We start from the raw sequence: 25,465 nt of genomic DNA, 5'->3' as shown, positions 1-25,465 counted from the left end.
CGTACACGCAAACCGAGATCGTCCACAAGGCAATCGATGATTTGGACGCCGCCCTCGCCGCCGGGTCGAGGGTGCGCGAGTGGATGTGGGCGGACTGGGTACCGAGTAACAAGCCCTGGCCGCCGGAAGTCGCCACCACCCGTGACGCCGTCATCGAGAAGATCAGCGATGTCCTAGAAGTTCTGGGCGACGCCCGGGAAGAACTGGATCGAGCTCTCCGCTCTCTACCGTCGCTCTACCACCCGGATCTCGCAGATCCCGACCGCTGATCGCAGCCCCCGCGCACCGTCGCACGCGTGCCATCGTGCGGGACCACCATTCGCTGGCCGCACCGACCGACAAGCGCACCACACCCCGCTGGCATCGATAACGCCTCCCGGTCCGAGCTCACTGGCCGGACGTATTGGTAGGACACAACATTCGTGCGGCCACGACAGCGGTCAGCGCGGCCACACCCGCGGTCCGCAGCTTCGTCGAGTCGAGTAGCACGCCACCCGATCTGACACCGCGCCCCCGTCTTTAGGCTCTCAGCTCTTTGACTCGATACCGCTTGTCTCATCGGGCTTGTCGTCCTCATCAGACTCTGCCCCTGCTGCTTCCCGATCCTTCTCGATCTTCGCGGCTAAGTCCGCGATCGAGTTCGGCGCCGTGAACCGCTGAGCAGCCGTCTCCGTGATCCAGCGCGGCATTATGAACTGGTGAGCAGCCATCTCCGTGATCGAGGTCGGCACCATGAACTGCTGAGCAGCTAAGCCCGCGACCGACTGCGGGACCATCAATCGTTTCGTTCGGCGCTTCCATCGAGCCCGCATCGGGTCGTCGGGCAGCGCGTCGGCGGAAGTGACTACAACAGCTTCGATCTTGCCGTCCGATGAAACCATAACGTCGCCGGACACCTGCAACGGTTTGGTGTCTTCCCGGCTGGTCAGGCCATGGTCGACGGCCATGATGTCGACCTCCGTGACGACCGAGAACCGTGTTGTCCACCCGGACTCCCCACGACTTGCGCCGTCACTGAACTGCCATTCTTCGGTCGGCTCCTGCGCCCCCAGTATCTGAGCCTCGACAACATCCAGTGGCAGCGCGCCGCGTTGGGGGTCCACAACCAAACCCTCGAGCGCCGTCACGACCCGCGATCCGAGTGATGCGCGGTCGAGTTCACCGGTCAACCGAGTCAACTCCATCTCAGGGATCGGCCCGAACTGCGACTCGAAGTCTCGGACTAACCGATCCATCTTGACGACGTATTCGACCCGCCCTGACAGTTCCTTACCTTCGAGATCGTCGACCAGGTGAGGATGCAGTGGGAACGGACACGCCTCCTTAGGATTGACACCCCTGCTGTCCTGACCGAAATCGCGATGATTGTCGCTGACGAACCACACCTTGTCGTCCGCGTTCTTCTCGGCCACGGACATCACCGTCAGCCAGATGAGCGTGTCACGAAGCCCGTCGACTTCCTTCTCGCAATACGGGGCCCGCCGCTCCGAAGCTCGGCGCGCAACCTCAAGCCAACCAAATTCCGGAGTCTCGACGATTGGCACGCCGACCTCACCGAGGTGGTCGCGAAGCCACTGCTCGTATTCCTCTATCTGCTGGGCGATCTCATCGATCATCGACTGCTGTTGTTCCTTCAGCCCGAACACCCCGGCCTTCACATTCGCCAGAGTCACGCACTCCTCTGCCCATTTCCGGCGCACCACGTTCACCGTCTCCACGAACACGACCTCCGGCACCACGACCTTCACCCCCCAGGCCTGCCGATTCTTCAATAGCGATTGCCAATCCCGTCGGCGCAGTCGCGGCGAGCTGCAGAGGATGTTGGTGTCCACAACGACCACGGTCATACGACCATTCTGGCCGCTTCCCCTGACATCCCCGACGACGCGCCCACACCGATCCGCCAACCAAGACAACACGAGCACGTGACGAACACGTTCTCGACTGTTCCACCTGCTCAAATTGAGATTCTGTCGGGATGCCAACGCGGTCATCGGTAACAGCGACCATTCGTTCACCCGGATCGGCCCGTTGATCTTCGGCCACCCCAGCTCGCCGGTTTGGTCAGCCCGCAGGCATTACCGGACATTCAGACCTGGACGTCGTGACGGTCCGCCCCCGGAACTGCTCGGGACACCAATCTACCCCGCACCTTTCCGTGTACGCGCACACTCGGACATTGCGGGCGAAATGCGTCAGATTCTCGGCCGAACCCTGTCACATTCGCCGCGCCCGACCTGTCCAATGGTCGACCCCTGAAAGGAGGACATCATGACGAACACCCTGCTCTGGATCGGCCAGGTGCTGCTGGCGGTAATTTTCGTGGTCTCCGGGACCTTCAAAGCCACGATGTCGAAGCCCAAACTCATCGAATCCGGCCAAACCGGTGTGGCCCCGTTCTCGCTGCCCCGCGATCCGAGCCATCGCGGCCACCGAACTGCTCGGGGCGGTCGGCATCATCGTGCCCTGGGCCCTGGGCATCGCCCCGATCCTTACCCCACTGGCCGCCGTCGGCTTCATCCTGCTGATGATCGGCGCGATGATCTCGCACACCCGACTGCACGAGCCCCGCAATGTCGCCATCAACGTGGTGATCCTGCTGATCGCCCTCGGAGTCGCGGTCGGTCGATTCGCCGGCCTCTGACGCCGATCATCTGCACACGCACGGGTCCGGAGCTCGGGCCCGTGCGGCGGTGCGCGCGACGCGTTCGATATCGCAGTCGACCTCGCGTCACGACGAAACGTGTTGTCGTACTTGCGCGATCATCGCTACCGGTTGTCGAGCTCGCGCGGGTGCGTGTTCCATGAACCGGCTCGGCTGATCCGAGAAGATCGGCTACTGCCGTGCGGCGATCGTCGCAGTCCTCGAATCAAGGCAGTTCTCGCTCCACGCTTGGTAGACAATCGATCTGGAGATGGTCGCCGGACACGTCGGCTGCTTGGTCATCGGTGTGGGCAGCATCTACTCGCCCGTCACGCCGGGGATTTATCGCCGATTGCCGCATGCCGAGAGAGGCCGGGTCAGGAGCGGCATCGTGATGCCGTCGACGATCTGTCCGATTGCCTTGTCGGACACCGGCTTCAGCGTCATCAGGACCTCGTGCCGGAACAGGTCGAAGGGGAGTGAAATCAGGCGTGGTTCCAGCAGGGAGGCATCGACCTCGCCCCGGTCGACGGCCCGCTGGACGATGGTCTCGGCGGCCGAGCGACGGCCGGCCAGTATGTGCTCGCGGAGCCGATCCGGGTTGGATCCCGTCTCGGCGAAGTATCCGTCGAGGAGCACCGCGGTCGCGACGAGAAGGTCGACGCGAGAGGTGTTGGCTGCCCGCATAATCGCGATCAGATCGCCGCGGAGCGTTCCGGTGTCCGGGACGTCGATGACCCGTACCGAACTCGCGTGCGCGAGGGCTGCCTCGACCATGAGCGCCTTGTTGGCCCACCGGCGGTAGATCACCGGCGTACTCGTACCCGCCCGCTTCGCCACTGACTCCAGCGTGAACGCCGCGTACCCCCGCTCGGTCAGCTCGGCCCACGCGGCTGCGAGCAGGGCTTCCTCGAGGTCCTTGCCCCGTCTGCGCTGCATCCACCTACTCCCAACAGGATGTGTTTGTGCATCTTATGTGGCCGGTATATCGTGGAAAATAAGAAGTGAATCCACATCTTATTAGATCAGTGCCCACCGACGCCGGCGAACGACAGGTGAGAACAATGAGCCGACAAGGCACCGTCACCGTCCTTATCGAGATCCACGCCGCGGACGGACATGAGCAGGCGGCCCGCGACGCACTGCTGCACGCGATCCAGACCTCCGAGAAGCCGGGCCTGATCAACTCCACCGAGTACGAGGACCTCGACGACCCCGGCGCGTTCTACGCCGTCCAGGTGTGGGAGACCATGAACGACTTCCACGCCCACATGCGGGACGCTGCCGAGAACGGGATGGGCGAGGCGATCCAGGTCCTGCGCGAGCACCCCAAGACCGCCGTGCTGCGCACCATCGGCTGACCTCTCCCCCGCACCGCCGGGCGCCGCGTCGCAACGGGCAGATCACAGCCACTGGTGTGCGAAGTGAGGGGTTCCGACTTCGTAATCCGTTCCATAGGTCGAGCCTTGGTCCACGGTGCGTGAAACCGTGTACTGGCCGATTCGGGCATCCCAGCATGCGGCCGAAAGGACGACTCACAGCCAGCCCTCCGCCTCCGTCTGGCCGATCCGATCGGAATCGAACTACGCGAAGCGGGCGATGGCGCGGACGACCGCTTCGCCCATGGCGGGGCTGCCGGTGTGACCGGAGTCGTCGATGACATGCAGGCGGGCGTCCGGCCAGGCTTGGGCGAGTTCCCAGGCGGTTTCGAGTGGGGCGCTGAGGTCGAGGCGGCCGTGGATCAGTTCGCCGGGGATCCCGGCCAGCCGTCCGGCTTCACGCAGCAGTACCCCTTCGTCGAGCCACGCCGCGTGCGCGAAGTAGTGCGTGCAGATCCGGACGAAGGCGAGCAGGGCGGTATCCGGCTCGGCGCTGTATTGCCCTGGGCTGCCCAGGGATTCGTGCGCGATGACCGCGTCCTCCCAGCGACACCACTCGATCGCGGCGTTGCGGCGCACCGCCGGGTCCGGCTGTTCCAGCAGCCGCCGGTAGCCCTCGACCAGGTCGCCGTCGCCGGGCAGCACGGACCGGAACCGCGCCCACTCGGCGGGCAGCAGCCGGGCGAGTCCCCGGTAGAGCCAGTCGATCTCGCGGCGGCGGGTGCTGGTGACTCCGACCAGCACGATCCCGGTGACCCGCTCCGGGTACCGCTCGGCGTAGGCGAGGATGAGTGTCGAACCCCAGGATCCGCCGTACAGCAACCAGCGGTCGATGCCCAGGTGGGTACGCAGCCGCTCCATATCGGCGATCAGGTGCCCGGTGGTGTTCACCACCATGTCGGTATCCGGATCGGCGGCGCTGGGCATGCTGCGCCCACAACCGCGCTGATCGAACTGCACAATCCGAAAAACGTTCGGATCGAACGCTTTCCGCGCTCGCGGGCTGCTCCCACTGCCCGGCCCGCCGTGCACCACCAGCGCCGGTCGACCGGCGGGATTGCCGCTGGCGCACCAGTACACCTGGTTTCGGTCGCCGACCTCGAGCAGACCGTCGGCGTACGGGTCGATCGAGGGGAAAGGCACGGTTGCCGAGGTTAGCGCAGGGGCACGGCGCGGGCGTTCCCCCGCACCGCGCCAACGACACTCATCATTCGTGCCGTGCAGCATTCAGGTGCGACGGTGACGAGTGAGCTGGGTGTACCGCCGGTCCTACTGGACTGCCTCGGCCCGCTCCAGATCCGGAACCACCGCATGCGGGAACACGAACCGGCGCATCGCCCACCAGCGGAACACCGTCGCGAGCAGCGTTCCGATAATGGATGCGCTGATGAAATCGGCGATGTTTTCCGCGAGGAGTGACACGTTCGGTGTGCGGAATCCGAGTACGTAACTCGATACCGCCAACGGCAGCTGGTTGATCACCATTCCGATACCGGCTACGAGGAAGAACAGTGCGGCTTCGTGTCGGCGTTCGCGTCCGCCCCGGGCGGTGAACGCCCACTCCCGGTTCAGTATGTAGGACAGCACTGTCGCGACCAAGACCGCGATCACGTTCGCGGTGACCGGCTTCTCGTCCAGCACCGTCCACTTCAGGCCGAAGAACAGGACCGAGGTGGTGATGAAGGCGAGGCCGCCGACGGTCAGGAACTTCAGCAGCTCCGCGTGCCGCACGAAGAACGACAGCATCCGGCTCGGTACCCGCTCAGCGGCAATCTGGATCAAGAACACTGGGCACAGGTTAGCTCAGGCATGGAATGCCTTCACAATCGGCGGTACCTCACGCGTGGTACCGTGAAGGGAGAATGAGTTATAACTGGATACCGATCGCGTTGGCAATCCTGGCGGAGTTGAAACTCACGCCCGCCGATATCGCGGACATCGTGTACGGCGCTCGTAAGAGGGTCGTTCCCGCTGCCGGTGGAGGCGTGGCGTCGTTGACATTCTGGGGACGTACCCGGACCGGTCGCCCGATCATCGTCTGGCTGCGGCGGTTACCGACCGTGGACGACGAGGACACCGCGATCAACGACTACGAAATCGTCGCCGTCACCGATATGACGCCGGAGCAGTCGAGGGCCTACGCCGAATGGGAGGACGAGCTATGACCAATGAGCTACCACGTACCGCAGCGGACTTCGCGAAGTGGGCCGAGTCGGTCGAGTTCCATCCCGACGCTCCGATCCCCGCGGACCTGCCGCCGCACACTCCGGCGGATAAGCCCGCCGACGGGATACCGGTGAAGCGATCGGTGAAATGGTCCGTCGAAACCGATGAGCGGTTGAAGGCGACCGCACGGGCGAAGGGTATTACCCAGTCGGAGTTGATTCGCCAGTACATCGAAATGGGGCTGGCGGCCGAACATTCCGGGATGGTCGTCGACCTGGCCGATGCGCTGCGGCTACTGGCCACCGTGGCCCATCGTCCCGCCGCCTGAGCCGACCACGCAGACAATCCGGCCCCGCTCCCCCTCGGGAAGCGGGGCCGGACCGCGTCTGGAGGCGGATTCACCCCGGGAGAAATAATTCAGCGGTTTCTGAATACAGAAACCGATGTACTATCTGTGCGTGGACACTCTCACGCACAGCGATGGGCTGGCTCGCTTCGGTCACGCGCTCTCCGACTCGACCCGCACCCGAATCCTGTTGGCACTCAGGGCAGGTGCGAGTTACCCGTCGCAGTTGGCCGATGACATCGGCGTGTCCCGGCAGATCCTGTCGAATCACCTTGCGTGCCTGCGCGGTTGCGGTCTGGTGGTCGCGGTTCCGGAGGGGCGGCGCAGCCGGTACGAGCTGGCCGACGCCCGCATCGGTCATGCTCTGGACGATCTAATCGGCCTGGTGCTGGCCGTGGATCCCGCTTGCTGCCCGTCCGCCGACACCGAGGACTGCTGCTAATGGCCCTGCCACTCATTACCCGCTCGCCCGACCCGACCCGTCGGGCGCTGCTGGAGCGGCGGATTCGACTCCTGGTGGCGCTGACCATCACCTACAACGTGGTGGAAGCGATCATCGGCTTATCGGAGGGCATTCGCGCCTCGTCGATAGCGCTCATCGGGTTCGGCCTCGATTCGGTGATCGAGGTGTCCTCGGCCGTCGCGGTCGCCTGGCAGTTCGCCGGTCGCGATCCGCAGGCGCGGGAGCGGGTGGCCCTGCGCGTTATCGCCTTCTCGTTCTTCGGCCTCGCCGCCTACGTCGGATTCGACGCCATCCGAGCATTGCTCGGTACCGGCGAATCCCGCCCCTCCCCCATTGGAATCGCGCTGGCGGCAACCAGTCTCGCCATCATGCCGATGCTCTCATTCGTCCAGCGCCGCACCGGCCAGGAACTCGGCTCCCGCTCCGCCGTCGCCGACTCCAAACAGACCCTGCTCTGCTCCTACCTGTCGGCGGTCCTGCTGGTGGGCCTGCTCGTACACGCCCTCACCGACTGGTCCTGGGTCGACCCGGTGGCCGCCCTCATTATCGCCGCGTTCGCCGTCAGGGAAGGCGTGAACGCCTGGCGGGGCGACCTCTGCTGCGCCACCCCGGCGACCAAGGAACCGGAATCCTGCTGCCCCAGTTGCCAATAGGAGCAGTGGGTCAAAACGTCGGTGACCAGTAATCATGCGGAATCACACATAACTATCGATGTCTAATCGGTTCCCGCTCAACGGGACCCGCGTGACGGGTGTGATGTACGTCCCGTTAGGTTGTGCGGATGTTCAGAGCGAGGCTCGGCGTCCGAACCCGCATCCTGGCGATCGCACTCGTCCCGAGTGCGGCGCTGCTCGGGGTCGGTGTGGGAACGGCCGGGTATTTGGTGTCGACCGGCAATCACGCCGAAGACTGGGCGGCGCAGATGATCGACGGCATCGAACCGGTGCAGGAGATGCTGAGGGCCATTCAGGAGGAACGGCAAGCAACGCTGTGGCTCTATGCCGGTGCGCAAACCGATCGCAGTGCGCTCGCCACGGCACGCCTGCGCCTGGACAACGCCTTCCAGCTCATGCTGCCCACCGAAACCAGGGTGAAAGATCTCGGCTCCGATGAGATCCAGGGCGATGTCGGCGGCTTCCTCATGCTCAAACAGCAGCTGCTCGCCGTGCGCGCGGGCGTGGACGCCGGTCAGCTCCCGATCACCGATGCCTACACCTTCTACAGCCGACTACCCGATGTGGTGCTCGTCGGTACCCGCATCGTGCAGGACGACGCTCCGAACGCCGCGGTTTCCGCGGAGCTGTCGGAATCAGTACAGACGCTCCTGGCGCTGGAATGTCTGACCCGTGCCAATGCCCTGGGTGCGGCTCTGGCCAATGAATCCGGATTGCCGGCCGAACTGGCCGCCGAATACGTAAAGCTCATCGGCTTCTACCGCGTCACCGTCCAAATCGTCACCGGAGACCAACATCCGGAGCAGGCCGAGGTCGCGAAGAAGCTGATCGCCAGCCCCGCCTGGCAGAACCTGCAGGCCATGGAGAACGCACTCCTGGAGCGCGCCGTCCTGTCCTCGGTAGAGACCGGCGGCGCGAGAACCGATGCCAAAGCCCCCGCCCTGACGCCGCTTCCGATGAACACCGAGGATTGGCAGGCCGCTGTAGCGGAGGTCGCCGCGGTCCTGTCCGACATCTGGGATGCGCAGAGCCGCAGCGCTAATAGTCTCGCCATGGACGTCGGCCAGGAAAAGGCGCGCGATTCGCTACTCGGTGGCGCGGGTGTGCTGCTGCTGTCCTCGGCCGCCTTCGTGGTCGCGCTGCTTATGGCGAACCGGATCATCGGGCGGCTCAAGCGACTTCGTGACCAGACCTTCGCCCTCGCCGACGAGGGACTGCCGGAGATCATGCAGAAGCTGCGTGACGGTAAGCCGGTCGATCCGGCGGCCGAGGTGGCCACCCTCGACTTCGGTCACGATGAGATCGGCCAGGTCGCCAAGGCCTTCACCCACGCGCACGGGGCCGCGGTCACAGCGGCGGTCACCGAGGCCCGCACCCGGGAAGGCGTGAAGGCGGTCTTCCTCAATATCGCCCACCGCAGCCAGGTGGTGGTGCACCGCCAGCTCGAGATTCTCGACGAAGCCGAAGCCCGCCAGGAGGATCCGACGCTGCTCGAGACCTTCTTCCGGCTCGATCACCTGGCCACCCGCGAACGCCGCAATGCCGAGAACCTGATCATCCTCGCTGGCGGTCAGCCCGGACGGCAGTGGCGACAGCCGGTGGCGCTGGTCGAGGTGGTGCGCAGTGCCGTCGGCGAAACACTCGACTACACCCGCGTGAAGATCGCCCGGATGCCCGAGATCGGCGTGGTGGGAACGGTGGTCGCCGACCTCGTGCACCTGCTCGCCGAACTCGTCGACAATGCCGCGTCGTTCTCCCCGCCGCAGTCGCAGGTGGAGGTGCGCGCCAATGTGGTCGGTAAGGGGCTGGCGCTCGAGGTTCTCGACCAGGGCATGGGTATGCCGGAGTCCGAGCATGTCCGACTCAACGAGATGTTGCGCAATCCCCCGGATTTCGGTGTGAATACGCTGTCGGAGGATTCGCGCCTGGGCTTGTTCGTGGTCGCGCAGCTGGCGGTGCGCCACGGTATCTCGGTGCGGCTCACCGAATCCGACTACGGCGGTGTTCGGGCGATCGTGCTGGTGCCGTCCAGCCTCACCGTCGCGAATCCCGGAACCGGCGAGATCCCCCTGGTGACCCGGCAACCCGCGGGGCCCTCGATCACCCGGATCGCCGAGCCGGCACCGCAACCCGTCGAACCAGCACCCTCGCGACTGGAACTCGAACCGCCGAGGCCCGAGATGACCTCCGAACCCGTCGCACCGGCGCCCCAGGACGATCCCACGCCCTCGTTCGGCTCCGCGACCCCCTTCGGTCCGGGTTCATCGTTCGGCTCCACCTCGGCGTCCGACTCGACGGCGTCCTCCGACACCGCATCATCTTTCGAGGCCACGGGGGCTTTCGAACCGCCGACCAATCCGACGCGGCCGCCGGTGGTGCCGCCGCGACCAGAACGTTTCTCTGAGATCGGACATACCGCCCGCGAATTCGGGCGCGCCCAGTACACTGGCTCCGATGCTCGGCCAGCGCTCCCGCGTCGGCGCCGACAGGCAAGTCTCGCACCGGAATTGGCGAATGCTCCGGCTGCCACCGAACCGGTGGCGCCGTCGGAGCGTCCGTTGCCCACCGCCGAGCAGGCCCGAGACCTGATGTCCGCCATCGAGAACGGAACCAGGCAGGGCCGTCGGGCCGGTTTCGATGCGTTCGGGCCGTCATCCACCCCAACCCCGGACCGACAGGAAGGCGACGGTGACCACCTCCAACGCTGGTGATCTCAACTGGCTACTCGATGATTTGGTCGATCGACTCGCGGGCGTCCGTCACGCGGTGGTGCATTCCACCGACGGACTGCTGCTGGGGCGTTCCACCGCCATGAGCCGCGAGGACGCCGAACATTTCGGCGCCATGTCTTCCACCCTCTACGGTCTGGCACGCAGCGCCGGCAATAGATTCGACGGCGGCGGAGTTCGCCAGGCGGTCATCGAACTGGACCGGGCGGTGCTGTTCGTCACCGCTGCCGGTAGCCACGCCTGCCTGGCGTTGCAGGCCACCGAACAGGCCAATCTGGGCATGGTCGCCTATGAGATGAACCTGACCGTGCAACGCGTCGGTAGCTATCTGTCCACCACCCCGCGGCAAGGCTTAGCGGGACAAGGAAACCCCCGACTGTCATGATGCCGCGGCCGGGGGAACAATGGTTCGATGATGCGGCAGGTCCGCTCGTGCGCCCATATGCCCGGACGGGAGGCCGGACCATGGGCGCGGCGCACGACCTGGACATGCTCACCGTCATCCACGCCCCCTTCGGGGCACCGGTATTGCGGCGCGTCGAACCTGAGTACGCGGAAATTGTTCGCCTGTGCCAGCTTCCGCTGTCGGTGGCCGAAGTGTCGGCTTCCCTGCGGCTGCCGCTGGCGGTGACGAAGATACTCGTCGGAGACCTCATCTCCGACGGGAACCTCAACTTTCGGGCGCCGGTCTCCGCCGAGACCGGTCCCGGCGACCTCAACGTATTGCGAGCTGTACTCGATGGCATCCGAAACCTTTGATCGGGCCGAGAATCGCCAATTGGCGTCCTCGGTCAAGATTCTCATCGCTGGCGGCTTCGGCGTCGGCAAGACGACCATGGTGTCGGCGATCAGTGAGGTGGCGCCCCTGCGCACCGAAGAACTGATTACCGAACTCAGCAGTGGCGTGGACGATATGCGCGGTGTGGAAGGCAAGACCACCACCACGGTGGCCCTGGACTTCGGCCGTATCACTATCGATCCCAGCCTGGTGCTGTACCTGTTCGGCACCCCCGGACAGGACCGCTTCTGGTTCCTGTGGGACGAATTGGCGCGTGGTGCACTGGGTGCCGTCGTTTTGGCCGACACCCGCCGCCTCGACTCGTCCTTCGCCGCGATCGATTTCTTCGAACGGCGCGGACTGGCATTCACGGTGGCGGTGAACTGCTTCGACGGCGCCCCACGCTATACCGCCGACGAGGTCCGCGATGCCCTGGACTTGGACCCACGCCTGCCGGTCATGCTGTGCGACGCCCGCGATCGCACCTCGACCAAGAATGTGCTCATGACCCTGGTGCAGTACCTGATCGAGCGCGCTTCCACCGCCAAGGTGAGCGGCTGACGCCGCAGCCCGTCGACGATCGTGAAAACGTGTGGCCCACCCGGATTCCGGGTGGGCCACACGTGAGAATGATTCGCAAAGTTCCACTTCAGATCAATACGTCAGCGAAACCCTCCACCCAACGGTGTGGCGGCCGAGGGCTGCAAGGCTCTCCAATTCGACAGACACCCACCACCAACCAGCCCGCCGCCACCGCGGCATCGAGCTCGTCGGGATGGTCGGACAGGAACAGAATGCGTTCGGCCGCAACGCCGATCGCGCTGGCGATCTTGTTGTACGACGAGGGCTCCCGCTTCGGTCCGGCGCTGGACAGGTCGAAATACCCGTTGATGAGCGGTGACAGGTCGCCGCCGCGCGCGAACTCGAACCAATCCTGCTGATTGCGTACCGAACCGGACGAGTAGATGTAGAGTTCCAGGCCCTCCGACTGCCATTCCCGCAGTGCGGGTGCCACATCCGCGAAGAACTCGCCGTGCAGCGCGCCCTGTCGGAAGCCCTCGGCGCAAATAATGCCCTGCGCGGCCTTCAACGGTTCGGCCTTCACATCGGTATTGAGCCATTCGATGAGGATGACGGCCACCTCCGCCGGGCCGGCCTCGGGGCGATCCGCCAGCTCGCGGGTCGCCTCGATAATGGAATCCGCTGCTCCGCCCTGGTTTTCGGCCAGCCAGTCCGGCAGTCGGTCGCGGGTGTACCCGTACAGGTCCTCCCGCACCGAGCTGGTCGGACTGGTGGTGCCTTCGATATCGAGAACGACGGCGGCGATCATGCGGTGTCCAATCTCGTATGAGTGGGCCCTGCGCGGTCGCGCGGGCTGTGTTCTCCGAGCCGGATCCGCTCACCCGGCCAGCAATTGGTCGAGGGTGGGGAAACCGCTCGAGATCTGGTCGCCGGTGAAATCGCCGACCCAGCCGTCTTCCTCCTCGAAGAATCGAACGGCCACGAATTCGGGGCGGGTACCCATATCGAACCAGTGCAGCGTGCCCGCGGGGACCGAGACGAGATCGCCTGCGGTGCAGACGGTTGCGAGGACCTCATCGCCCAGGTGCAGATAGAAGCAGCCTCGACCGGTGACGAAGAAGCGGACCTCGTCCTCGGCGTGCCGGTGCTCGTCGAGGAATTTGGTGCGCGCCGCCTCGGCCTTGGCGGGCCATTCCGGATCGGATTCGTCCGGATGGATGCGGGCCACGTCGATGTGCTTGAAGCGGCCGTCGGCATTGAGTTCGGCAATGCGGTCGGCGTATTCGGCCAGGATATCCTCGGTGGGTGTCGCGCCGCTGAGCCCGGCCATGAGCGGCCAGCGCTCGAAGGTAATGCCGCGCTCGGCGAGTTCGGCGGCGATCACGGCATCGTCGGTGGTGCGCAGCCTCACCGCACCGGCGGCGGAATCGGCCATCACCTGTAGCAGAGTCATTGGGAATCCTCCTCGAAACCATGGTCGCCCACGGTGATGTCGCGGCGACCGGTCAATGTCACCAGTTCACACAGGGCCTCCAGACATTCCGCCCGGTCGCGCGCCTGTGCGAGGGTCTCGCCCCAGGCGGTAATGCCGTGTCCGGCAATGAACAGCACCGGTGGGGCATCCGGATGGTCGGTCAGGTAGCGCTCGATATCCGTGCCGATCGTCGGGACATCGGCGTGATTGCGGAAGACCGGAATGTCGATGGTGTGCGGGCTGTTTCCGCCCAGACCCTTGATCAGCTCGAATCCGGAGAAGCGCACGGTCACATCGGTCGCGCCGACGGACAGCGCGGTGGCGTGCGGCGGATGTACATGGACGACGGCAGCGGAGGCGGCAGCGCGGTAGACGGCGGTGTGGATGGTGGTCTCCGCCGAGGGCTTGCGCCGGGCGGCCGCGATCGGCGCGGAATCCGCGACCCGGACCAGCACCATATCGTTCTCGGTGAGCTCGCCTTTGGACATACCGCTCGCGGTGACGATGGCGATATGGCCTTCGCGCACCGAGATATTGCCCGCCGTGCCCGGCATCCAACCCTTGGCGTACAGGCCGCGTGCGATGGCCGCGATATCGCGCCCCGCGCCGGCGGCCTTCGGCTGGCCCTGGGTCAGCTCGGTGACCGAACGGGTGAGGGCGGCCAGGTATTCGTCGGTGGTGGTATCGGGGGCGGGCGGATCGAAGAAGGAGCCGGTACCGGGCTCGGGCTCCCAGGCGCTGCCGCTGCTGGGCCGCGCACCATTGGTGAGTGCGTCGGATTCGGTGGCGCCTCGCTTGGGCAGGTCACCGCTGGTCACCTCCGAGGATGCCGAGCTGCCGCGCTTGGGCAGCCCGCCCTTCGTCACCTCCGGAGCCCGCTGTAGGCCGGAACCATTCGTATTGGCGGCCGGAGGTTCTCGGTACATCCGCTGAGTCTGGGCGTCGGCGGCGGTGCGCGCTTCACCCGGCGACTCCAGCACACCGAATTCGGTGACCACGGCGGTCACCAGTTCCGGCGGAGTGACATCGAAGGCGGGGTTGAAGGTCCGGGTCCCGTCGAGAGCCGTTGCCACACTGCCGAATCCGGTGACCTCGTGCGCGCCGCGCTGTTCCACGACGATGTCGCGGCCGGAGGCGGTCGCGATATCACGGGTGGATTCGGGGGCGACCACAATGAACGGAATACCGTGGTGCCGCGCCGCGAGGGCCAGCATGTAGGTGCCGATCTTGTTGGCGACCGAGCCGTCGGCGGTAATCCGGTCCGCGCCAACGATTACCGCATCCACCTCCTCGGTGGCCATGGCCCACGCGGCGGCCGAATCAATGGTGAGCCGGTGCGGGATTCCGGCCTCGGTCAGCTCCCACGCGGTCAGGCGGGCGCCCTGTAGCAGGGGTCGGGTCTCGTCGACGATGACTTCCGCCAGCGCGCCGCGCTGATGTAGGACGTTGAGCGCGCCGAGGGCGGTGCCGACCGCCGTGGTGGCCAGGCGGCCGGTATTGCAGTGCGTCAGAATACGCAGCGGCCGAGCCGGGCACAGGCGCTGCACCAGATCGGCGGCGTGGGTGGCGGCGGCCAGATTCACCCGGCCGTCCTCGGCCAGCATCTCCAGGGCCTCATCGAGCATGGCCTGCACCCCCTGCGGCAACTTCGCGAGCGTGCGCCGCACACCCCAGGCCAGATTGACCGCGGTCGGCCGGGCATCGGCGATACGGTGCGCCTCGGCGGTCACCCGTTCGGTATCGACCACTCCGGCGGTGCTGTGCGTGAGCGCGGCGATCACCACACCGAACGCGCCGGACACACCGATGGCCGGAGCTCCGCGAATCGCGAGGGCGGTGATCGCGTCGATGAGGTCGTCGACCGTCGTGATCCGCAGCTCCCGCAGCTCGTGCGGCAGTGCGCGCTGATCGATGGTGACCAGCGCACCTTCGACCCACGCGATCGAATTTTCATCCATCCGTGGCCCTCACCTCTATCTCGATCCGGCGGCCCGTGACGTGCAGTCCACAGTGTCACCGGTCGGGGCTGCGAGAAGTCCGGGCCTGCCCGCATCCGCGGGCGCATCCGCAACCGTATCGAACACCGATCGACGCGCCACGGGCCATACCCGCCTACCATTCGGGTATGGCGAGAGAGCGCCGCACCCGCAGGATCACCGTGACGATGCCCGAGGAGGTCGCGACCACCCTCGATCGCTGGCGCGGCAGCGGCCGCATCGAGTCGGTGTCCGCCTTCGTCGCGGAGTCCGTGCGGGCCCGCGTGGACCGCACCGAATCCCTCGCTCGGATCGAGGAGGTGTTCGGCGGCCGCCCACCGCTCGACATGATCAACAAAGCGCGCGCGGTTCGAGGCCTGCCGCCCCTATCCGACGAGGAGGCCGACGGCGACCACGTCGGCGCGGCATGATCGCCCGGATTCCGGTCTCGTCACCGACGCCACTCTCGGCGGCATAGTCTTCGACACCGCGGCCTACTTTCAACAGCATTGCCAACTGCGTCAGTGGAACTCGGCACCTGCGGCCGCCCCTACGCCGCTGCGGACACCGACCGGCGTCGCTGATTCGGGGACGCCGATTATCCACGAATCGGGCAGCTGATTCGGTATGCCCTCGATATGCTTCCGGTATGCCCGGCAGAGTCCGCAAGACCCGAAAAGTGACGATCACCGTGGCCGAAGAGGTCGCTGACAGACTCACTCAATGGGCCAGGGACGGAGAAATCGACTCCGTCTCCCGCTATGTCGCCGAGGCTGTTGAGCAACGGATGCGCAGCGACGAAGCAATTGCTGTCTGGGAAAACGCAATTGGAGGCCGTCCTTCGGTCGAGCTGATCAACCGCGCCAGGGCAGCGCGCGGTCTGGCGCCGCTCGACACCAACGCGGTCGCGTGATTGTCGGCGGCGTCGTTCTCGACGTTCCGGGAGTTGTCGGCGCATGCCGTCGTCACCCCTATCCAGAAGCGGTTGTCTGGACGGCTCTCCATACCGGTGATGTCATCGTCATTCCGGCAGCGGTTCTCGCTGAGGCCCGCTCCGGGCGCGTCTCGACCGAGGGGCTGGACATCCTGGAGGTGTTGCTGGGGTTGCCGCAAACCGTCGTTGCCGAGCTGGACGCAGACACGGCACAGCGATGCGGGGTCATTCTCGCCGCGGCATCCACCCCGCAGGGGGCGGACCTGGCAGCTGCGCAAGCTGTCGTGGAGGCAACTCGACGTCGCTGGCCGGTCACCACCAATCGGAGCACGGTTCTCACCGCCTTGGACGCCACCACGATCATCGACGAGATGCCTTGAGCGCTGACCGGAACCCCTTCTGGGGCCAAACCGACACGCTCCCCCGAGCTTTCGGTGGACCATCGACTCATGACGGGTTCCTCGGATCCGGGATGAGAAGGAGTTCATATGACCATCGATGTCTGGATGCAGCATCCCACCGTGCGGTTCTCCCAGCATGAGATGTTCGATTCGTTGCGGCGCTGGACCGGGCAGCAGGCGCTGAGTGCGGAGTTGCCGATCGAGCTGACCCTCGCCGCGATGGATCAGGCCGAGGTGGGGTTCGGCCTGCTCAGTGCCTGGCACGGGCCGCGGGAAGGGGCGATGATCTCCAATGATGAAGTAGCCGAATGGGTTCGAGCGCATCCGGGACGGTTCGCGGGGTTGGCGGCCGTTGATCTGGCCCAGCCGATGCGGGCGGTACGTGAATTGCGCCGGTGTATCGGCGACCTCGGGTTCAAGGGCCTGCGTGTGGTGCCCTGGCTGTGGGAGGCCGCGCCGACCGATCGCCGGTACTACCCGCTCTACGCCACCTGCATTGACCTCGGTGTCCCGTTCTGCACCCAGGTGGGGCACACCGGGCCCCTGCGACCGTCGGAGACCGGACGCCCGATCCCCTACATCGATCAGGTCGCTCTCGACTTTCCCGAATTGACCATTGTCGCAGGGCATATCGGCTATCCCTGGACCGAGGAAATGGTCGCGGTCGCCCGCAAACACGAGAACGTCTACATCGACACCTCGGCGTACACCAGCCGCCGGATTCCCGGCGAACTGATTGCTTACATGAAATCCGGATCCGGGCGCCGCAAGGTTCTGTTCGGCACCAACTATCCGATGATCGGCCACGCCAGCGCTCTCGAGGGGCTCGACGATCTGGGGTTGGACGCCGAAACCCGCGAGCTCTACCTCCATGGCAACGCGACGCGGGTATTCGGGCTGGCGCACAAGGATTAGGTCACCGGATCAGGTCATGCGGCGTCGCGATGTGGCCGGTCGATAGTGCGGCGGGCCTGCGTCAGTACCGCGGCACTGTCGAACCGGGCGGCGTGCCAGGAATCGGAGACGACTCCGACTCGGCGTACCCAGGCCCGCATGATCTCGGCATGTACCGGCCAGCGGACGAAACGCCGCATATCGGCTTCGGTTTCCCATACCGAGATGGACCCGCCGCGCAGCTGCGAGGGTTTGCCCCACAACCACAGGCCCACCGCGCCGTGCATCACCGGCCAGGTGCGTTCCAATTCCAATCCGAGCTCGAAAATACGTTGGACGTCGGCATCGGATCCGGCGAGGAAGTCCGTTACCGCGACGAAGACCGGACCCGAGATGTCATGGCGCGGGCCGGGTTTCCATGGCATCAGTACCAGGTCGTCCGCGGGAGGTGGTTCAGGGTTCACCGAATTGATAAGCACGATGAGATGATATGCATGCACGTACTAATTTGGCAATGACGCGCCGCTTCTGGATTGTCAGCGACGGCCGATGGCCAGGGTGACGTTGTGACCGCCGAAGCCGAACGAGTTGCTCAGGGCGTAGTCCGGGGACTGTTCGCGGGGTTTATCGGCGACGACATCCAGGGCGGTGTCGGGGTCCGGATTCTCGTAGTTCAGTGTGGGAGGGATGATCTGGTCGCTCAGTGTGCGGAGGGTGAGGATGGCTTCGAGTGCGCCCACCGCGCCGATGGAGTGGCCCAGGGCCGACTTCGGAGCGTAAACCGAAGCATTCGGGGTGACGGCCTCGATCGCCTTGGCCTCGGAGGCATCGCCGATCGGGGTCGAGGTGGCGTGGGCATTGATATGGGCGATGTCGGCGGGGGTGAGACCGGCGGCGCGGATGGCTTTGCGCATCGCTCGGGCCGCACCGTCGCCGTCGGGTGCGGTGCCCGTGATGTGGTAGCCGTCGGAGGTGATGCCCGCACCCAGAATGCGGCCGTGCACCTGTGCGCCACGGGCTTTCGCGTGGGCTTCGGATTCGAGGACCAGCATCGCGCCCGCCTCGCCGAAGACGAAGCCGTCACGATCACGGTCGAAGGGGCGCGAGGCGCGGGCGGGTTCGGCATTGCGGGTGCTCATGGCGCGCATCATGGCGAAGCTGGCAATGGGGACGGCGTCGATATGGCCCTCGACGCCACCGGCCACGACCACATCGGCCTCGCCGGTGGTGATGAGCCGCCAGGCGTGGGCAATGGCTTCCGCGCCCGAGGCGCAGGCCGAAACTGGCGCGTAGACACCGGCTTTCGCGCCGACCTCCAAGCCGATGGCGGCGGCGGCGCCATTGGGCATGACCATGGGAACCGTCATCGGTGGAACTTTGCGATAGCCGCCCGCCCGCATACGGTCCACGGCATCGACCAGTGCGTCGCCACCACCGAGCCCGGTGCCGACCGCTACCGCGAGCCGCTCGGATTCCACCTCGGGAGTACCGGCTCCGGCCCAGACCTGTCGTCCCAGCATCAGGGCCAACTGCTGCACGAATGACATTCGCCGCTGCTCGATACGTGTGAGGTGCTCGCCCGGCGGTGCGGTCAATCGGCCGCCGATGCGCACCGGGAGGTCGTAGGCGGTGACGAATTCATCTGTCAGCGCACCGATTCCGCTATCGCCGTCGAGCAGTCGTGCCCAGGTGGTGTCGAGGTCGGGGCCCAGGCAGGTGGTGGCGGCCATGGCGGTGACCACCACACCGCCCCGAGTTTCTGAAGCACTTGTTACACCCATGGGGTCATGGATACCTGTAGCGTCCGCTACAGTCAAACCGTGCCCCGCCCCCTCGACCACGTCCGCCGCGCCGACCTGCTCTCCGGCGTCATCTCCTACATCGCCGAATACGGCCTCATGGAGCTGTCGCTGCGCCCGTTGGCCGAGTACCTGGGCACCAGTTCCCGCATGCTCATTCACTACTTCGGCACCAAGGAGGCCATGCTGGTGGCCGCCCTGGAAACCCTGCGGCCCGATATCGGCGCACTCTTCGCCGACGTCGACGACCGAGAAACCCTGCGTACCCGCCTGAACAGCGCTTTCGAGCTCAATACCAGCGGCGGGGCGGCCACCAGCTTGCGTGTACTGCTCCAGGTGCTCGGTGCGGCCTGCGTACCCGACAGCCCCTTCCGCGACTACGCGGTCGCGGCCGTCCGCGTGGTCGTGACATCCCTGAGTGAGGCGCTCGCCCGCATCGACCCCACCCTCGACGATCCGGAATCCGCGGCCACCCTGCTGGTCTCGGGCATGCGCGGCCTCATTCAGGACTGGTGGATCACCCGCGACACCGATCGTGTCGAGCGCGCCACCCGCCGCCTCATCGATACGGCGGTCTCCCCCCGCCGGGCCGCTACAGAACCGGACATAACACCCGGCGCGCCGATCCCGCAGGCTGAGCCCCGGTAACCGCCGCACGCCTCGGGCTCCCCGCTGAGCGAGATGGCGGCTCGGTGATCGCTGTCGGCTATCCCGCGCCGCGCAACTCCGCCGCGAGCCCGAGTAGCTCGGCCATATGCGCCCCGTCCGTCGCGGCCAACCGAATCGCCTCATCGAACGGCCAGGCCCGTACTTCCAGAATCTGTTCGGCGTCATCGGGATTGGTGGGCGCGCCGCCCAACACCACCTCGGCGCTGCACCACAGCCACGCCTTGTGTGGATGCGGCTGCCACTCCCGATACGGGGTAGGCCGGTCACTCGTCGCGTAGTGCGCCCCCAGCCATCGCAGCGGCCCTGCCAACCGTGCGCCCGCTTCCTCCCGAAGCTCGCGAATCACACAGTCCTCGATGGCTTCCCCGGCCTCGCGCGTTCCGCCCGGCACCAGCCACGCATCCCGATCATCGCGGCACAGCACAATCCGATCGTCGACAAAACACACGACGTGAATATTGGTGATCAGTTCATCCGGCGGTGGATCGGTGGAGAACGGCACATCCAATCCACCCCACTCCCATCGACTCGGGGCGTGCAGGATCGGATAGCGATCGGCGAGGGTCACCCTTTCGACGGTAGCCGTGGAACGTAACCGCTTCGGGCCGTAGCGATAGCGTCACACCCACGGGCTCGCCGGTAGCACGCCGTAGACGATGAGCCTGATACCCAGAATGGGCCAGGGGGTACGTCAGTAGAACACGTTTCAGTCTATTGCTATTGTTCGCCCATGGCACTGATCATCGACAAGAGCGTCGAGGTCGACGCACCCGCCGAATTGGTCTGGCAGGTACTCACCGACGTGGATCGCTACGGCGAGTGGAACCCCTTCTGCATCGCCTGCAAGACCACCTTGGAACCGGGGACACCCATCGATATGACGGTGCGGCTCATCGGACCCAGCCCGAAGAAGCAGCGCGAGTTCATGCACTCGCACACGCCCGGACGGGAATTCAGCTACCGCATGAAGCCGGTACCGCTGGGCACCCTGCACAGCGAGCGGTCGCACACCGTGACCCCGCTCGGCGCGGACCGCTGCCGCTACGACTCCCACTTCGCGCTCGAGGGCTGGCTGAGCCCCGTCGTCAACGGTCTGCTCGGTGGTGCGCTGCGCCGCGGGTTCTTCGATATGACCGACGCTGTCAAGCAGCGCGCCGAAGCGCTGCGAACCACCGTGGGTGACTGAGTAATCCGCGGCGCGCGACCGAACTATTCGCAGGCGACGCCGTCGCCGTTGCCGTCGAGCTGGGGCCGGTATCCGGGCTGTCCGCGACGCAGCGGCGCGGCACCGGCGGCCCGCACCTCGTCGCAGTTCTTGTAGGACACATTCGTCGGCGGTGCCGTGGTCGTCGGTGCTGCCGAGGTCGGGTCGCTCTCCCCGCAACCGTTGAGCACCTTGGTCATATTGTCGTGTTCGGCGCGGGTGACCCACAGGTTGTAGGCGGCTTTCACCTCGATCTGCTTCGCCACATAGAGGCAGTGGTACTCCTTGCGCGGCGGCAGCCACGCCCCCGCATCGGAATCGCCCTTACCCTGATTCGTCGGCCCGTCCACGGCCACCAGGTTCCGCGGATCGTTGGCGAGGTTGCGGCGTTGCTCGGGGGTGAGTTGCTGTGCCCCGGTGAGCCACGCATTGCTCAGCGCCACAATGTGATCGATCTGCACGGCGGCACTGGTCTCGCGGCCCTGTTTGAAGGTAATGGTCTTGCCGGTGTACGGATCGACAAGTGTGCCGCTGAGAACCTTGCAGCCACCGCTTTCCAGCTTCTCGTCGCGCAGATCCCGCTGCAAAATGTCATTGCGGGTATCGCAGCCGTTGTTTCCGAGTTCGACGCTCACATTGTCGGTCCACGCCGGACCGAACTGGTCACGGGAGTAACCGTCTTTGGATGCCCAGTTCTTCACAGGCAGTGCTTCCAGTCGTGTACGCGCCGCCGCGAGCTGATCGCCGGGGACCGTGCTGGTCGGTGTGTCCGACGCATCGAACGTGGTCAGCACGATGCTCAGTACCGCGAGTAGCACGGCAATAGCCAAGGGCAGGAGGAGTTTCCGCGCGCGTGACGGTTTCTTCTTCAGCATGTTCCGACCACCGTCGCAATCCCTCGTCCCAAACAGCAAGCCGCACGGTCTGTTCCGAGACGGTTCTCACATCGCCACTCTATCGAGGACGCTGCTCGGGGCAGACGGCGACTCGGGGCTTCCTACCCAGTGTGCCCCGGCGAGGATCGAGATCAGTGGAGATGTACCTGAATTCGACGAAGGTCGGCCGCGGTCGGGTGTGCCACGAACACAACAAAGGGCTCGTTGCGCCCAACACCTTCGAGAAGGTGAGCCCCTGGGCGCGACGAACCCTGTTGTGAATCAGGCGTTATTAAGCTTGTTCAGTCGCTCGCACGATTCGAGGTACTCCGCGATCAGACGCTGCACCACATCGGTGGAGCGCTCGACCTTGTTCATCATGCCGACCACCTGGCCGACCGGATTGAAGTTCACGTCCTTCGCGGCCTCCGGGTAGCGATGGCCGCGCTTGACGCCATCGAGGGCCACCATCATCTGCAGCGGCATGCCCAGCGGCTTCGGATTCTCCGGGGCCTCCCAGGCTTCGGTCCAGTCGTTCTTCAGCATGCGGCAGGGCTTGCCGGTCCACGAGCGCGAGCGCACGGTGTCGCTGCTGGAGGCATCGATGTAGGTCTGCATCTGCGCGGGCGGCACATTGGCCTCCTCGACGGTCAGCCACAGCGAGCCGGTCCACGCGCCCGCCGCACCCATGGCCAGGGCGGCGGCGACCTGACGGCCATTGCCGATACCGCCCGCCGCGAGCGCGGGCATATCGCCGATCGCATCGATGACCTGCGGCCACAGCACCAGCGAGGAGATCTCGCCGCAGTGGCCGCCGCCCTCGGTGCCCTGCATGACCACGAAATCCAGTCCGGCGTTCTTGTGATTGAGCGCGTGCTTGACCGAACCGCAGAGCGCGCCGATGAGGCGGCCGGAGTCCTGGATCTGCTTGATCACGTCATCGGGCGGGGTGCCCAGCGCGTTGGCGACCAGCTTCGCCTTGGGGTGGCGCAGGATCACCTCGATCTGTGGGGCGACGGTGGTGGCGGTCCAGCCGAGCAGCTGGTTGTGGCGCTCCCCCTCGGGCAGGTGCGGCACATTGTGGTCTTCGAGGATCTTCTCGGCGAAGTCGCGGTGTCCCTGCGGAACCAGTTTGGCCAGTTGGGCTTCCAGTTCCTCGGGGGTGAGCCCTTCGACGCCCTTGCCCTCGTACTTGGACGGGATCACCAGGTCCACGCCGTAGACGCCGGTGACGTGTTCATCGAGCCAGGTGAGTTCGACCTCGAGCTGTTCGGCGGTGAATCCGACCGCGCCGAGCACGCCGAGTCCGCCGGCATTGCTGACCGCTGCGGCCACATCGCGGCAGTGGGTGAAAGCGAAAATCGGGACGTCGATGCCCAACCGATCGCAGATCTCGGTACGCATAGGGTGCTGGACTCCTCTAACTGTCCGGGGCGGGTTACGTAGTCCCCATCACAGTAGAACATGTTCTAGATTCTGACCAGAGTCCCCACTACCGGAGGTGAGCAGGTGTCAACAACCTGTTCTACTGACCGGTATTACGCCGCCAGCAGACCGGCCGCGACCAGGTCATCGAAGAGAAGTTGGTCCACCGGCGGCACCTCATCGCGATGGGCATAGGTGAACCAGGCGATTTCGTCGATCTCGCTGCTGGCCGCGAGGTTTCCGGTGTAGTCGGCGGTATAGCAGGCCATCCGCACCACCAGATCGGGCAGCGGAGCCTCATAGGTGCCGACGTGCTCGACGGACTCCGGCACCAGCGCGACCGTCAACTCCTCCTCGATCTCGCGCAGCAGTGTCTGCAGATCGGTTTCGTCGCCCTCGCGTTTGCCGCCAGGGATATAGAAGATGTCCTTACCGCGCGGGCGGGCGCACAGGATGCGGCCGTCCTCGATTCGCACCCAGGCCACCGTATCGATCAGCTTTCGCGCGGGCTCGGTTCGCATTCGCGCAGCTTAGTGGCTGTGGGCGGGAGCTCTGACGGAGCAGGGCCGGGGCATCTGTCAGAGCGCACCGAAGTCCGGGAGCGTGAGGGTGCCGTCGGCGGCGAGGGGGAATCCGGGGTTGTGGGCGACCTCCCACGCATGCCCGTCCGGGTCGAGGAAGACGCCCGCGTAACCGCCGTACGACGTGGTGGCGGCCGACTTCGTGACGGTGGCACCGGCCGCGTGCCCCGTCATCAGCAGATCGTCGACCTCGGCCGGTGAGCGCACATTGTGAGCCAGGGCGATGCCGCCGAATCCGTCCGTGCGCGGGTCGGAGATCGCACAGTCCTCGGCGAGCTTCTCCCGACTCCACAGCACCAGCCCGAGGCCGCCCGCCTGGAAGAAGACCGTTTCCTCGACCTCCTGTCCCCGCCAGCCGAGGTTCTCGTAGAAGGTGCGGGCGCGGGTCAGGTCGGCGACGCCCAGCGTGATGAGACTGATGCGCTGTTCCATAGGGCCACGCTAGAGCGGCGACCGCAGAATCGGAGCGGCCTGCGGTCGACTCGCGATGCCCTATTCGACAACGTGGTACACATGCTGAGTAATGTCTCAAATCTAGGAGTGATGGCGTGTCGGAGACCGTCGATGTCGGACAGCTCATTGCCCAGCGGCACCTCGACGACAGTGTCCCCGGACAGCGGAGTGACGGTGCGCGCCTGGCCCTGGTAATCGAGGGCGGCTCCTCGCGCGGCGCGTACTCCCACGGCATGGTGATGGCCCTCGAGGAACTCGGCGTAACGCCCTGCTTCGACGCCGTTTACGGTGCGTCGGCAGGTGCGCTCAATGGTGCGTGGCTGCTGTGCGGGCGAGCGGTGAACGCACGCCGCGCCTGGCATCCGACGGTGATCAACCGCGTCATCTCCCCCGCTCGGGCCCTTCGTGGTGGACCGGTCGTGGACACCCGCTTCCTCGTGCACTCGGTCTACGAGCGCATCGTCCCCATGGATTTCCCGGCCATTCTCGCCAACCCGGTGACCTTCCATCCCATCGCCACCGATACCGTCGATGGCACCGCGGTCGACCTGCGCCCCTTCATTACCGACGTCGCGACCCTCCAGCAGGCGCTACGCGCCACCACCTGCCTGCCGATCCTGGCCGGTCGCTCCATCCGGCTCGGCGAGCGCCGCTACGTCGACGCGGGCCTGTCCGAATCGGTGCCCGTCCGTACCGCGCTGGCCCAGGGTGCGACCCACGTGCTTGTCCTGCGCACCCGCCGCGCCGACGAAAAGCACAGCACCCCTTCGCGCCTCGAATCCCGCGTCGTCACCCGCTTCCTCTCCCGCCACGCCCCCGGCACCGTCGCCGCCTGGATGGCGCGCGCCGAAATCCAGCACCGCGAGGAAACCGATATGGCCGCCAACCCCGCCGTCCTCCAGATCCGCCCACCCGCGGGTTCCCCGCCCATCGGCCGAATCGGCCGCGACGCCGGCACCATTCAACAGGCCCTGGACCTGGGCTGCGCCGCGACAACAGCCGCCTTGGAGCCGTACCTGCGACCACTGCTGGCACCCGGCGCATAAACGCATCCGCTGCATGATTCGTGGGCGGCACTT

Annotated in this window: 32 protein-coding genes; 18 read left to right on the top strand and 14 right to left on the bottom strand. The window is 65.8% G+C overall.

The window, feature by feature from the left end; all coding sequences use genetic code 11:
- On the top strand, positions 1 to 269 hold a 269-nt coding region (locus NU1_RS42365), incomplete at its 5' end, for a hypothetical protein (protein ID WP_169815153.1).
- Positions 270 to 527: 258 nt separating this feature from the next.
- Here the strand turns inward: NU1_RS42365 and NU1_RS28265 are convergent.
- Positions 528 to 1,847 (bottom strand): PIN domain-containing protein, encoded by a 1,320-nt coding sequence (locus NU1_RS28265; RefSeq protein ID WP_169815152.1) that lies wholly within the window; start codon positions 1,845 to 1,847, stop codon positions 528 to 530.
- Positions 1,848 to 2,386: 539 nt separating this feature from the next.
- Here NU1_RS28265 and NU1_RS28260 point away from each other — a divergent pair.
- Positions 2,387 to 2,644 (top strand): DoxX family protein, encoded by a 258-nt coding sequence (locus NU1_RS28260; RefSeq protein WP_245720350.1) that lies wholly within the window; start codon positions 2,387 to 2,389, stop codon positions 2,642 to 2,644.
- Between the two features lie 342 nt (positions 2,645 to 2,986).
- Here the strand turns inward: NU1_RS28260 and NU1_RS28255 are convergent, their stop codons facing one another.
- Positions 2,987 to 3,583 (bottom strand): TetR/AcrR family transcriptional regulator, encoded by a 597-nt coding sequence (locus tag NU1_RS28255; protein WP_067526096.1) that lies wholly within the window; start codon positions 3,581 to 3,583, stop codon positions 2,987 to 2,989.
- A gap of 125 nt (positions 3,584 to 3,708) precedes the next feature.
- Here NU1_RS28255 and NU1_RS28250 point away from each other — a divergent pair, with 125 nt between their 5' ends.
- Complete coding sequence (locus NU1_RS28250; protein WP_067526094.1) at positions 3,709 to 4,005, top strand: putative quinol monooxygenase; 297 nt, start codon at positions 3,709 to 3,711, stop codon at positions 4,003 to 4,005.
- A gap of 222 nt (positions 4,006 to 4,227) precedes the next feature.
- Here the strand turns inward: NU1_RS28250 and pip are convergent, their stop codons facing one another.
- Together pip and NU1_RS28240 are read right to left on the bottom strand one after the other, a co-directional pair.
- A complete protein-coding gene (gene pip, locus NU1_RS28245) occupies positions 4,228 to 5,166 on the bottom strand; it encodes a prolyl aminopeptidase (RefSeq protein WP_067526092.1) in 939 nt (312 codons plus the stop codon).
- Between the two features lie 126 nt (positions 5,167 to 5,292).
- Positions 5,293 to 5,811 carry a GtrA family protein gene (locus NU1_RS28240; RefSeq protein ID WP_371859845.1) on the bottom strand — a complete coding sequence of 173 codons (519 nt, stop codon included), beginning with the start codon at positions 5,809 to 5,811 and terminating at the stop codon, positions 5,293 to 5,295.
- Positions 5,812 to 5,885: 74 nt separating this feature from the next.
- On the opposite strand from NU1_RS28240, the gene NU1_RS28235 reads away from it, so the two are divergent.
- The 8 genes from NU1_RS28235 (at position 5,886) to NU1_RS28200 (ending at position 11,740) form a co-directional block, all read left to right on the top strand.
- Positions 5,886 to 6,188 carry a hypothetical protein gene (locus NU1_RS28235; protein ID WP_067526089.1) on the top strand — a complete coding sequence of 101 codons (303 nt, stop codon included), beginning with the start codon at positions 5,886 to 5,888 and terminating at the stop codon, positions 6,186 to 6,188.
- Positions 6,185 to 6,517 (top strand): ribbon-helix-helix domain-containing protein, encoded by a 333-nt coding sequence (locus tag NU1_RS28230; protein WP_067526087.1) that lies wholly within the window; start codon positions 6,185 to 6,187, stop codon positions 6,515 to 6,517. Before NU1_RS28235 ends, NU1_RS28230 begins: the two co-directional genes overlap by 4 nt.
- A 115-nt stretch (positions 6,518 to 6,632) precedes the next feature.
- Complete coding sequence (locus NU1_RS28225; RefSeq protein WP_212761205.1) at positions 6,633 to 6,977, top strand: ArsR/SmtB family transcription factor; 345 nt, start codon at positions 6,633 to 6,635, stop codon at positions 6,975 to 6,977.
- Complete coding sequence (locus NU1_RS28220) at positions 6,977 to 7,651, top strand: cation diffusion facilitator family transporter (RefSeq protein WP_067526084.1); 675 nt, start codon at positions 6,977 to 6,979, stop codon at positions 7,649 to 7,651. Before NU1_RS28225 ends, NU1_RS28220 begins: the two co-directional genes overlap by 1 nt.
- A 128-nt stretch (positions 7,652 to 7,779) precedes the next feature.
- Positions 7,780 to 10,383, top strand: coding sequence for a sensor histidine kinase (locus NU1_RS28215; protein WP_067526082.1), 2,604 nt, complete (start codon positions 7,780 to 7,782; stop codon positions 10,381 to 10,383).
- Entirely contained in the window at positions 10,361 to 10,786 is a 426-nt protein-coding gene (locus tag NU1_RS28210; protein WP_067526080.1) for a roadblock/LC7 domain-containing protein, read from the top strand. Before NU1_RS28215 ends, NU1_RS28210 begins: the two co-directional genes overlap by 23 nt.
- On the top strand, positions 10,786 to 11,160 hold the full coding sequence (locus tag NU1_RS28205) for a DUF742 domain-containing protein (protein ID WP_067526078.1): 375 nt from the start codon (positions 10,786 to 10,788) through the stop codon (positions 11,158 to 11,160). Before NU1_RS28210 ends, NU1_RS28205 begins: the two co-directional genes overlap by 1 nt.
- Complete coding sequence (locus NU1_RS28200) at positions 11,141 to 11,740, top strand: GTP-binding protein (protein WP_067526077.1); 600 nt, start codon at positions 11,141 to 11,143, stop codon at positions 11,738 to 11,740. Before NU1_RS28205 ends, NU1_RS28200 begins: the two co-directional genes overlap by 20 nt.
- 88 nt (positions 11,741 to 11,828) lie before the next feature.
- Here NU1_RS28200 and mtnC read toward each other — a convergent pair whose 3' ends face one another.
- The 3 genes from mtnC to mtnA all read right to left on the bottom strand — a co-directional run bounded on the left by mtnC (position 11,829) and on the right by mtnA (position 15,133).
- Positions 11,829 to 12,509, bottom strand: a complete 681-nt coding sequence (mtnC, locus tag NU1_RS28195) for an acireductone synthase (RefSeq protein ID WP_067526076.1) — start codon at positions 12,507 to 12,509, stop codon at positions 11,829 to 11,831.
- A gap of 69 nt (positions 12,510 to 12,578) precedes the next feature.
- A complete protein-coding gene (locus NU1_RS28190; protein ID WP_067526075.1) occupies positions 12,579 to 13,154 on the bottom strand; it encodes a 1,2-dihydroxy-3-keto-5-methylthiopentene dioxygenase in 576 nt (191 codons plus the stop codon).
- Positions 13,151 to 15,133 (bottom strand): S-methyl-5-thioribose-1-phosphate isomerase, encoded by a 1,983-nt coding sequence (gene mtnA / locus NU1_RS41840; protein WP_157553166.1) that lies wholly within the window; start codon positions 15,131 to 15,133, stop codon positions 13,151 to 13,153. Before mtnA ends, NU1_RS28190 begins: the two co-directional genes overlap by 4 nt.
- Positions 15,134 to 15,300: 167 nt before the next feature.
- Between mtnA and NU1_RS28175 the strand changes: the two genes are divergently transcribed.
- The 4 genes from NU1_RS28175 (at position 15,301) to NU1_RS28160 (ending at position 17,401) form a co-directional block, all read left to right on the top strand.
- A complete protein-coding gene (locus NU1_RS28175; RefSeq protein WP_067526071.1) occupies positions 15,301 to 15,582 on the top strand; it encodes a ribbon-helix-helix domain-containing protein in 282 nt (93 codons plus the stop codon).
- A gap of 218 nt (positions 15,583 to 15,800) precedes the next feature.
- Positions 15,801 to 16,064: a hypothetical protein gene (locus NU1_RS28170; protein ID WP_067526067.1), complete on the top strand. Its 264-nt coding sequence runs from the start codon at positions 15,801 to 15,803 to the stop codon at positions 16,062 to 16,064.
- The gene (locus NU1_RS28165; RefSeq protein ID WP_067526066.1) at positions 16,061 to 16,465 is read left to right on the top strand and encodes a hypothetical protein; all 405 of its coding nucleotides are present in this window, start codon (positions 16,061 to 16,063) and stop codon (positions 16,463 to 16,465) included. The genes NU1_RS28170 and NU1_RS28165 overlap by 4 nt, the downstream gene beginning before the upstream one ends.
- A gap of 108 nt (positions 16,466 to 16,573) precedes the next feature.
- Positions 16,574 to 17,401 (top strand): amidohydrolase family protein, encoded by an 828-nt coding sequence (locus tag NU1_RS28160; RefSeq protein ID WP_067526065.1) that lies wholly within the window; start codon positions 16,574 to 16,576, stop codon positions 17,399 to 17,401.
- A 14-nt stretch (positions 17,402 to 17,415) separates the two neighbouring features.
- Here NU1_RS28160 and NU1_RS28155 read toward each other — a convergent pair whose 3' ends face one another.
- Both NU1_RS28155 and NU1_RS28150 read right to left on the bottom strand, forming a co-directional pair.
- On the bottom strand, positions 17,416 to 17,859 hold the full coding sequence (locus NU1_RS28155; RefSeq protein ID WP_157553164.1) for a hypothetical protein: 444 nt from the start codon (positions 17,857 to 17,859) through the stop codon (positions 17,416 to 17,418).
- Positions 17,860 to 17,916: 57 nt separating this feature from the next.
- Positions 17,917 to 19,161 carry a KasA/KasB family beta-ketoacyl-ACP synthase gene (locus NU1_RS28150; RefSeq protein ID WP_067526063.1) on the bottom strand — a complete coding sequence of 415 codons (1,245 nt, stop codon included), beginning with the start codon at positions 19,159 to 19,161 and terminating at the stop codon, positions 17,917 to 17,919.
- Between the two features lie 39 nt (positions 19,162 to 19,200).
- Here NU1_RS28150 and NU1_RS28145 point away from each other — a divergent pair, with 39 nt between their 5' ends.
- The gene (locus tag NU1_RS28145) at positions 19,201 to 19,827 is read left to right on the top strand and encodes a TetR/AcrR family transcriptional regulator (RefSeq protein ID WP_067526062.1); all 627 of its coding nucleotides are present in this window, start codon (positions 19,201 to 19,203) and stop codon (positions 19,825 to 19,827) included.
- Positions 19,828 to 19,885: 58 nt separating this feature from the next.
- Here NU1_RS28145 and NU1_RS28140 read toward each other — a convergent pair whose 3' ends face one another.
- Positions 19,886 to 20,416 (bottom strand): NUDIX hydrolase, encoded by a 531-nt coding sequence (locus NU1_RS28140; RefSeq protein ID WP_067526061.1) that lies wholly within the window; start codon positions 20,414 to 20,416, stop codon positions 19,886 to 19,888.
- A gap of 162 nt (positions 20,417 to 20,578) precedes the next feature.
- Here NU1_RS28140 and NU1_RS28135 point away from each other — a divergent pair, with 162 nt between their 5' ends.
- Positions 20,579 to 21,034 (top strand): SRPBCC domain-containing protein, encoded by a 456-nt coding sequence (locus tag NU1_RS28135; RefSeq protein WP_067526060.1) that lies wholly within the window; start codon positions 20,579 to 20,581, stop codon positions 21,032 to 21,034.
- A 23-nt stretch (positions 21,035 to 21,057) separates the two neighbouring features.
- Here the strand turns inward: NU1_RS28135 and NU1_RS28130 are convergent, their stop codons facing one another.
- The 4 genes from NU1_RS28130 to NU1_RS28115 form a co-directional block, all read right to left on the bottom strand.
- A complete protein-coding gene (locus tag NU1_RS28130; protein ID WP_067526059.1) occupies positions 21,058 to 21,927 on the bottom strand; it encodes a GmrSD restriction endonuclease domain-containing protein in 870 nt (289 codons plus the stop codon).
- Positions 21,928 to 22,209: 282 nt separating this feature from the next.
- Complete coding sequence (locus NU1_RS28125) at positions 22,210 to 23,331, bottom strand: NAD(P)H-dependent flavin oxidoreductase (protein WP_067526057.1); 1,122 nt, start codon at positions 23,329 to 23,331, stop codon at positions 22,210 to 22,212.
- 134 nt (positions 23,332 to 23,465) lie between these two features.
- On the bottom strand, positions 23,466 to 23,873 hold the full coding sequence (locus tag NU1_RS28120; RefSeq protein ID WP_067526056.1) for an NUDIX hydrolase: 408 nt from the start codon (positions 23,871 to 23,873) through the stop codon (positions 23,466 to 23,468).
- Between the two features lie 57 nt (positions 23,874 to 23,930).
- Positions 23,931 to 24,365, bottom strand: a complete 435-nt coding sequence (locus NU1_RS28115; RefSeq protein WP_067526051.1) for a VOC family protein — start codon at positions 24,363 to 24,365, stop codon at positions 23,931 to 23,933.
- Between the two features lie 116 nt (positions 24,366 to 24,481).
- Here NU1_RS28115 and NU1_RS28110 point away from each other — a divergent pair, with 116 nt between their 5' ends.
- The gene (locus NU1_RS28110) at positions 24,482 to 25,432 is read left to right on the top strand and encodes a patatin-like phospholipase family protein (RefSeq protein WP_067526049.1); all 951 of its coding nucleotides are present in this window, start codon (positions 24,482 to 24,484) and stop codon (positions 25,430 to 25,432) included.
- The last annotated feature ends 33 nt before the right edge of the window (positions 25,433 to 25,465 follow it).

It is taken from the genome of Nocardia uniformis NBRC 13702, assembly GCF_001613345.1.
Lineage (GTDB): Bacteria > Actinomycetota > Actinomycetes > Mycobacteriales > Mycobacteriaceae > Nocardia > Nocardia uniformis.
Note: the sequence above shows the minus strand (reverse complement) of the source record. Positions and strands in the feature narration are given on the sequence as shown.

Bases quoted from the DNA above. Each gene is read 5' to 3' on its own strand.
- NU1_RS28250 (WP_067526094.1), top strand. From the start codon at position 3,709: ATGAGCCGACAAGGCACCGTCACCGTCCTTATCGAGATCCACGCCGCG.
- NU1_RS28160 (WP_067526065.1), top strand. From the start codon at position 16,574: ATGACCATCGATGTCTGGATGCAGCATCCCACCGTGCGGTTCTCCCAG.
- NU1_RS28220 (WP_067526084.1), top strand. From the start codon at position 6,977: ATGGCCCTGCCACTCATTACCCGCTCGCCCGACCCGACCCGTCGGGCG.
- NU1_RS28150 (WP_067526063.1), bottom strand. From the start codon at position 19,161: ATGGGTGTAACAAGTGCTTCAGAAACTCGGGGCGGTGTGGTGGTCACC.
- NU1_RS28130 (WP_067526059.1), bottom strand. From the start codon at position 21,927: ATGCTGAAGAAGAAACCGTCACGCGCGCGGAAACTCCTCCTGCCCTTG.
- NU1_RS28170 (WP_067526067.1), top strand. From the start codon at position 15,801: ATGCCCGGCAGAGTCCGCAAGACCCGAAAAGTGACGATCACCGTGGCC.
- NU1_RS28200 (WP_067526077.1), top strand. From the start codon at position 11,141: ATGGCATCCGAAACCTTTGATCGGGCCGAGAATCGCCAATTGGCGTCC.
- NU1_RS28120 (WP_067526056.1), bottom strand. From the start codon at position 23,873: ATGCGAACCGAGCCCGCGCGAAAGCTGATCGATACGGTGGCCTGGGTG.
- NU1_RS28205 (WP_067526078.1), top strand. From the start codon at position 10,786: ATGCCGCGGCCGGGGGAACAATGGTTCGATGATGCGGCAGGTCCGCTC.
- NU1_RS28215 (WP_067526082.1), top strand. From the start codon at position 7,780: ATGTTCAGAGCGAGGCTCGGCGTCCGAACCCGCATCCTGGCGATCGCA.
- NU1_RS28230 (WP_067526087.1), top strand. From the start codon at position 6,185: ATGACCAATGAGCTACCACGTACCGCAGCGGACTTCGCGAAGTGGGCC.
- NU1_RS28175 (WP_067526071.1), top strand. From the start codon at position 15,301: ATGGCGAGAGAGCGCCGCACCCGCAGGATCACCGTGACGATGCCCGAG.
- NU1_RS28125 (WP_067526057.1), bottom strand. From the start codon at position 23,331: ATGCGTACCGAGATCTGCGATCGGTTGGGCATCGACGTCCCGATTTTC.
- NU1_RS28235 (WP_067526089.1), top strand. From the start codon at position 5,886: ATGAGTTATAACTGGATACCGATCGCGTTGGCAATCCTGGCGGAGTTG.
- mtnC (WP_067526076.1), bottom strand. From the start codon at position 12,509: ATGATCGCCGCCGTCGTTCTCGATATCGAAGGCACCACCAGTCCGACC.
- NU1_RS28190 (WP_067526075.1), bottom strand. From the start codon at position 13,154: ATGACTCTGCTACAGGTGATGGCCGATTCCGCCGCCGGTGCGGTGAGG.
- NU1_RS28225 (WP_212761205.1), top strand. From the start codon at position 6,633: ATGTACTATCTGTGCGTGGACACTCTCACGCACAGCGATGGGCTGGCT.
- mtnA (WP_157553166.1), bottom strand. From the start codon at position 15,133: ATGGATGAAAATTCGATCGCGTGGGTCGAAGGTGCGCTGGTCACCATC.
- NU1_RS28135 (WP_067526060.1), top strand. From the start codon at position 20,579: ATGGCACTGATCATCGACAAGAGCGTCGAGGTCGACGCACCCGCCGAA.
- NU1_RS28255 (WP_067526096.1), bottom strand. From the start codon at position 3,583: ATGCAGCGCAGACGGGGCAAGGACCTCGAGGAAGCCCTGCTCGCAGCC.
- NU1_RS28115 (WP_067526051.1), bottom strand. From the start codon at position 24,365: ATGGAACAGCGCATCAGTCTCATCACGCTGGGCGTCGCCGACCTGACC.
- NU1_RS28265 (WP_169815152.1), bottom strand. From the start codon at position 1,847: ATGACCGTGGTCGTTGTGGACACCAACATCCTCTGCAGCTCGCCGCGA.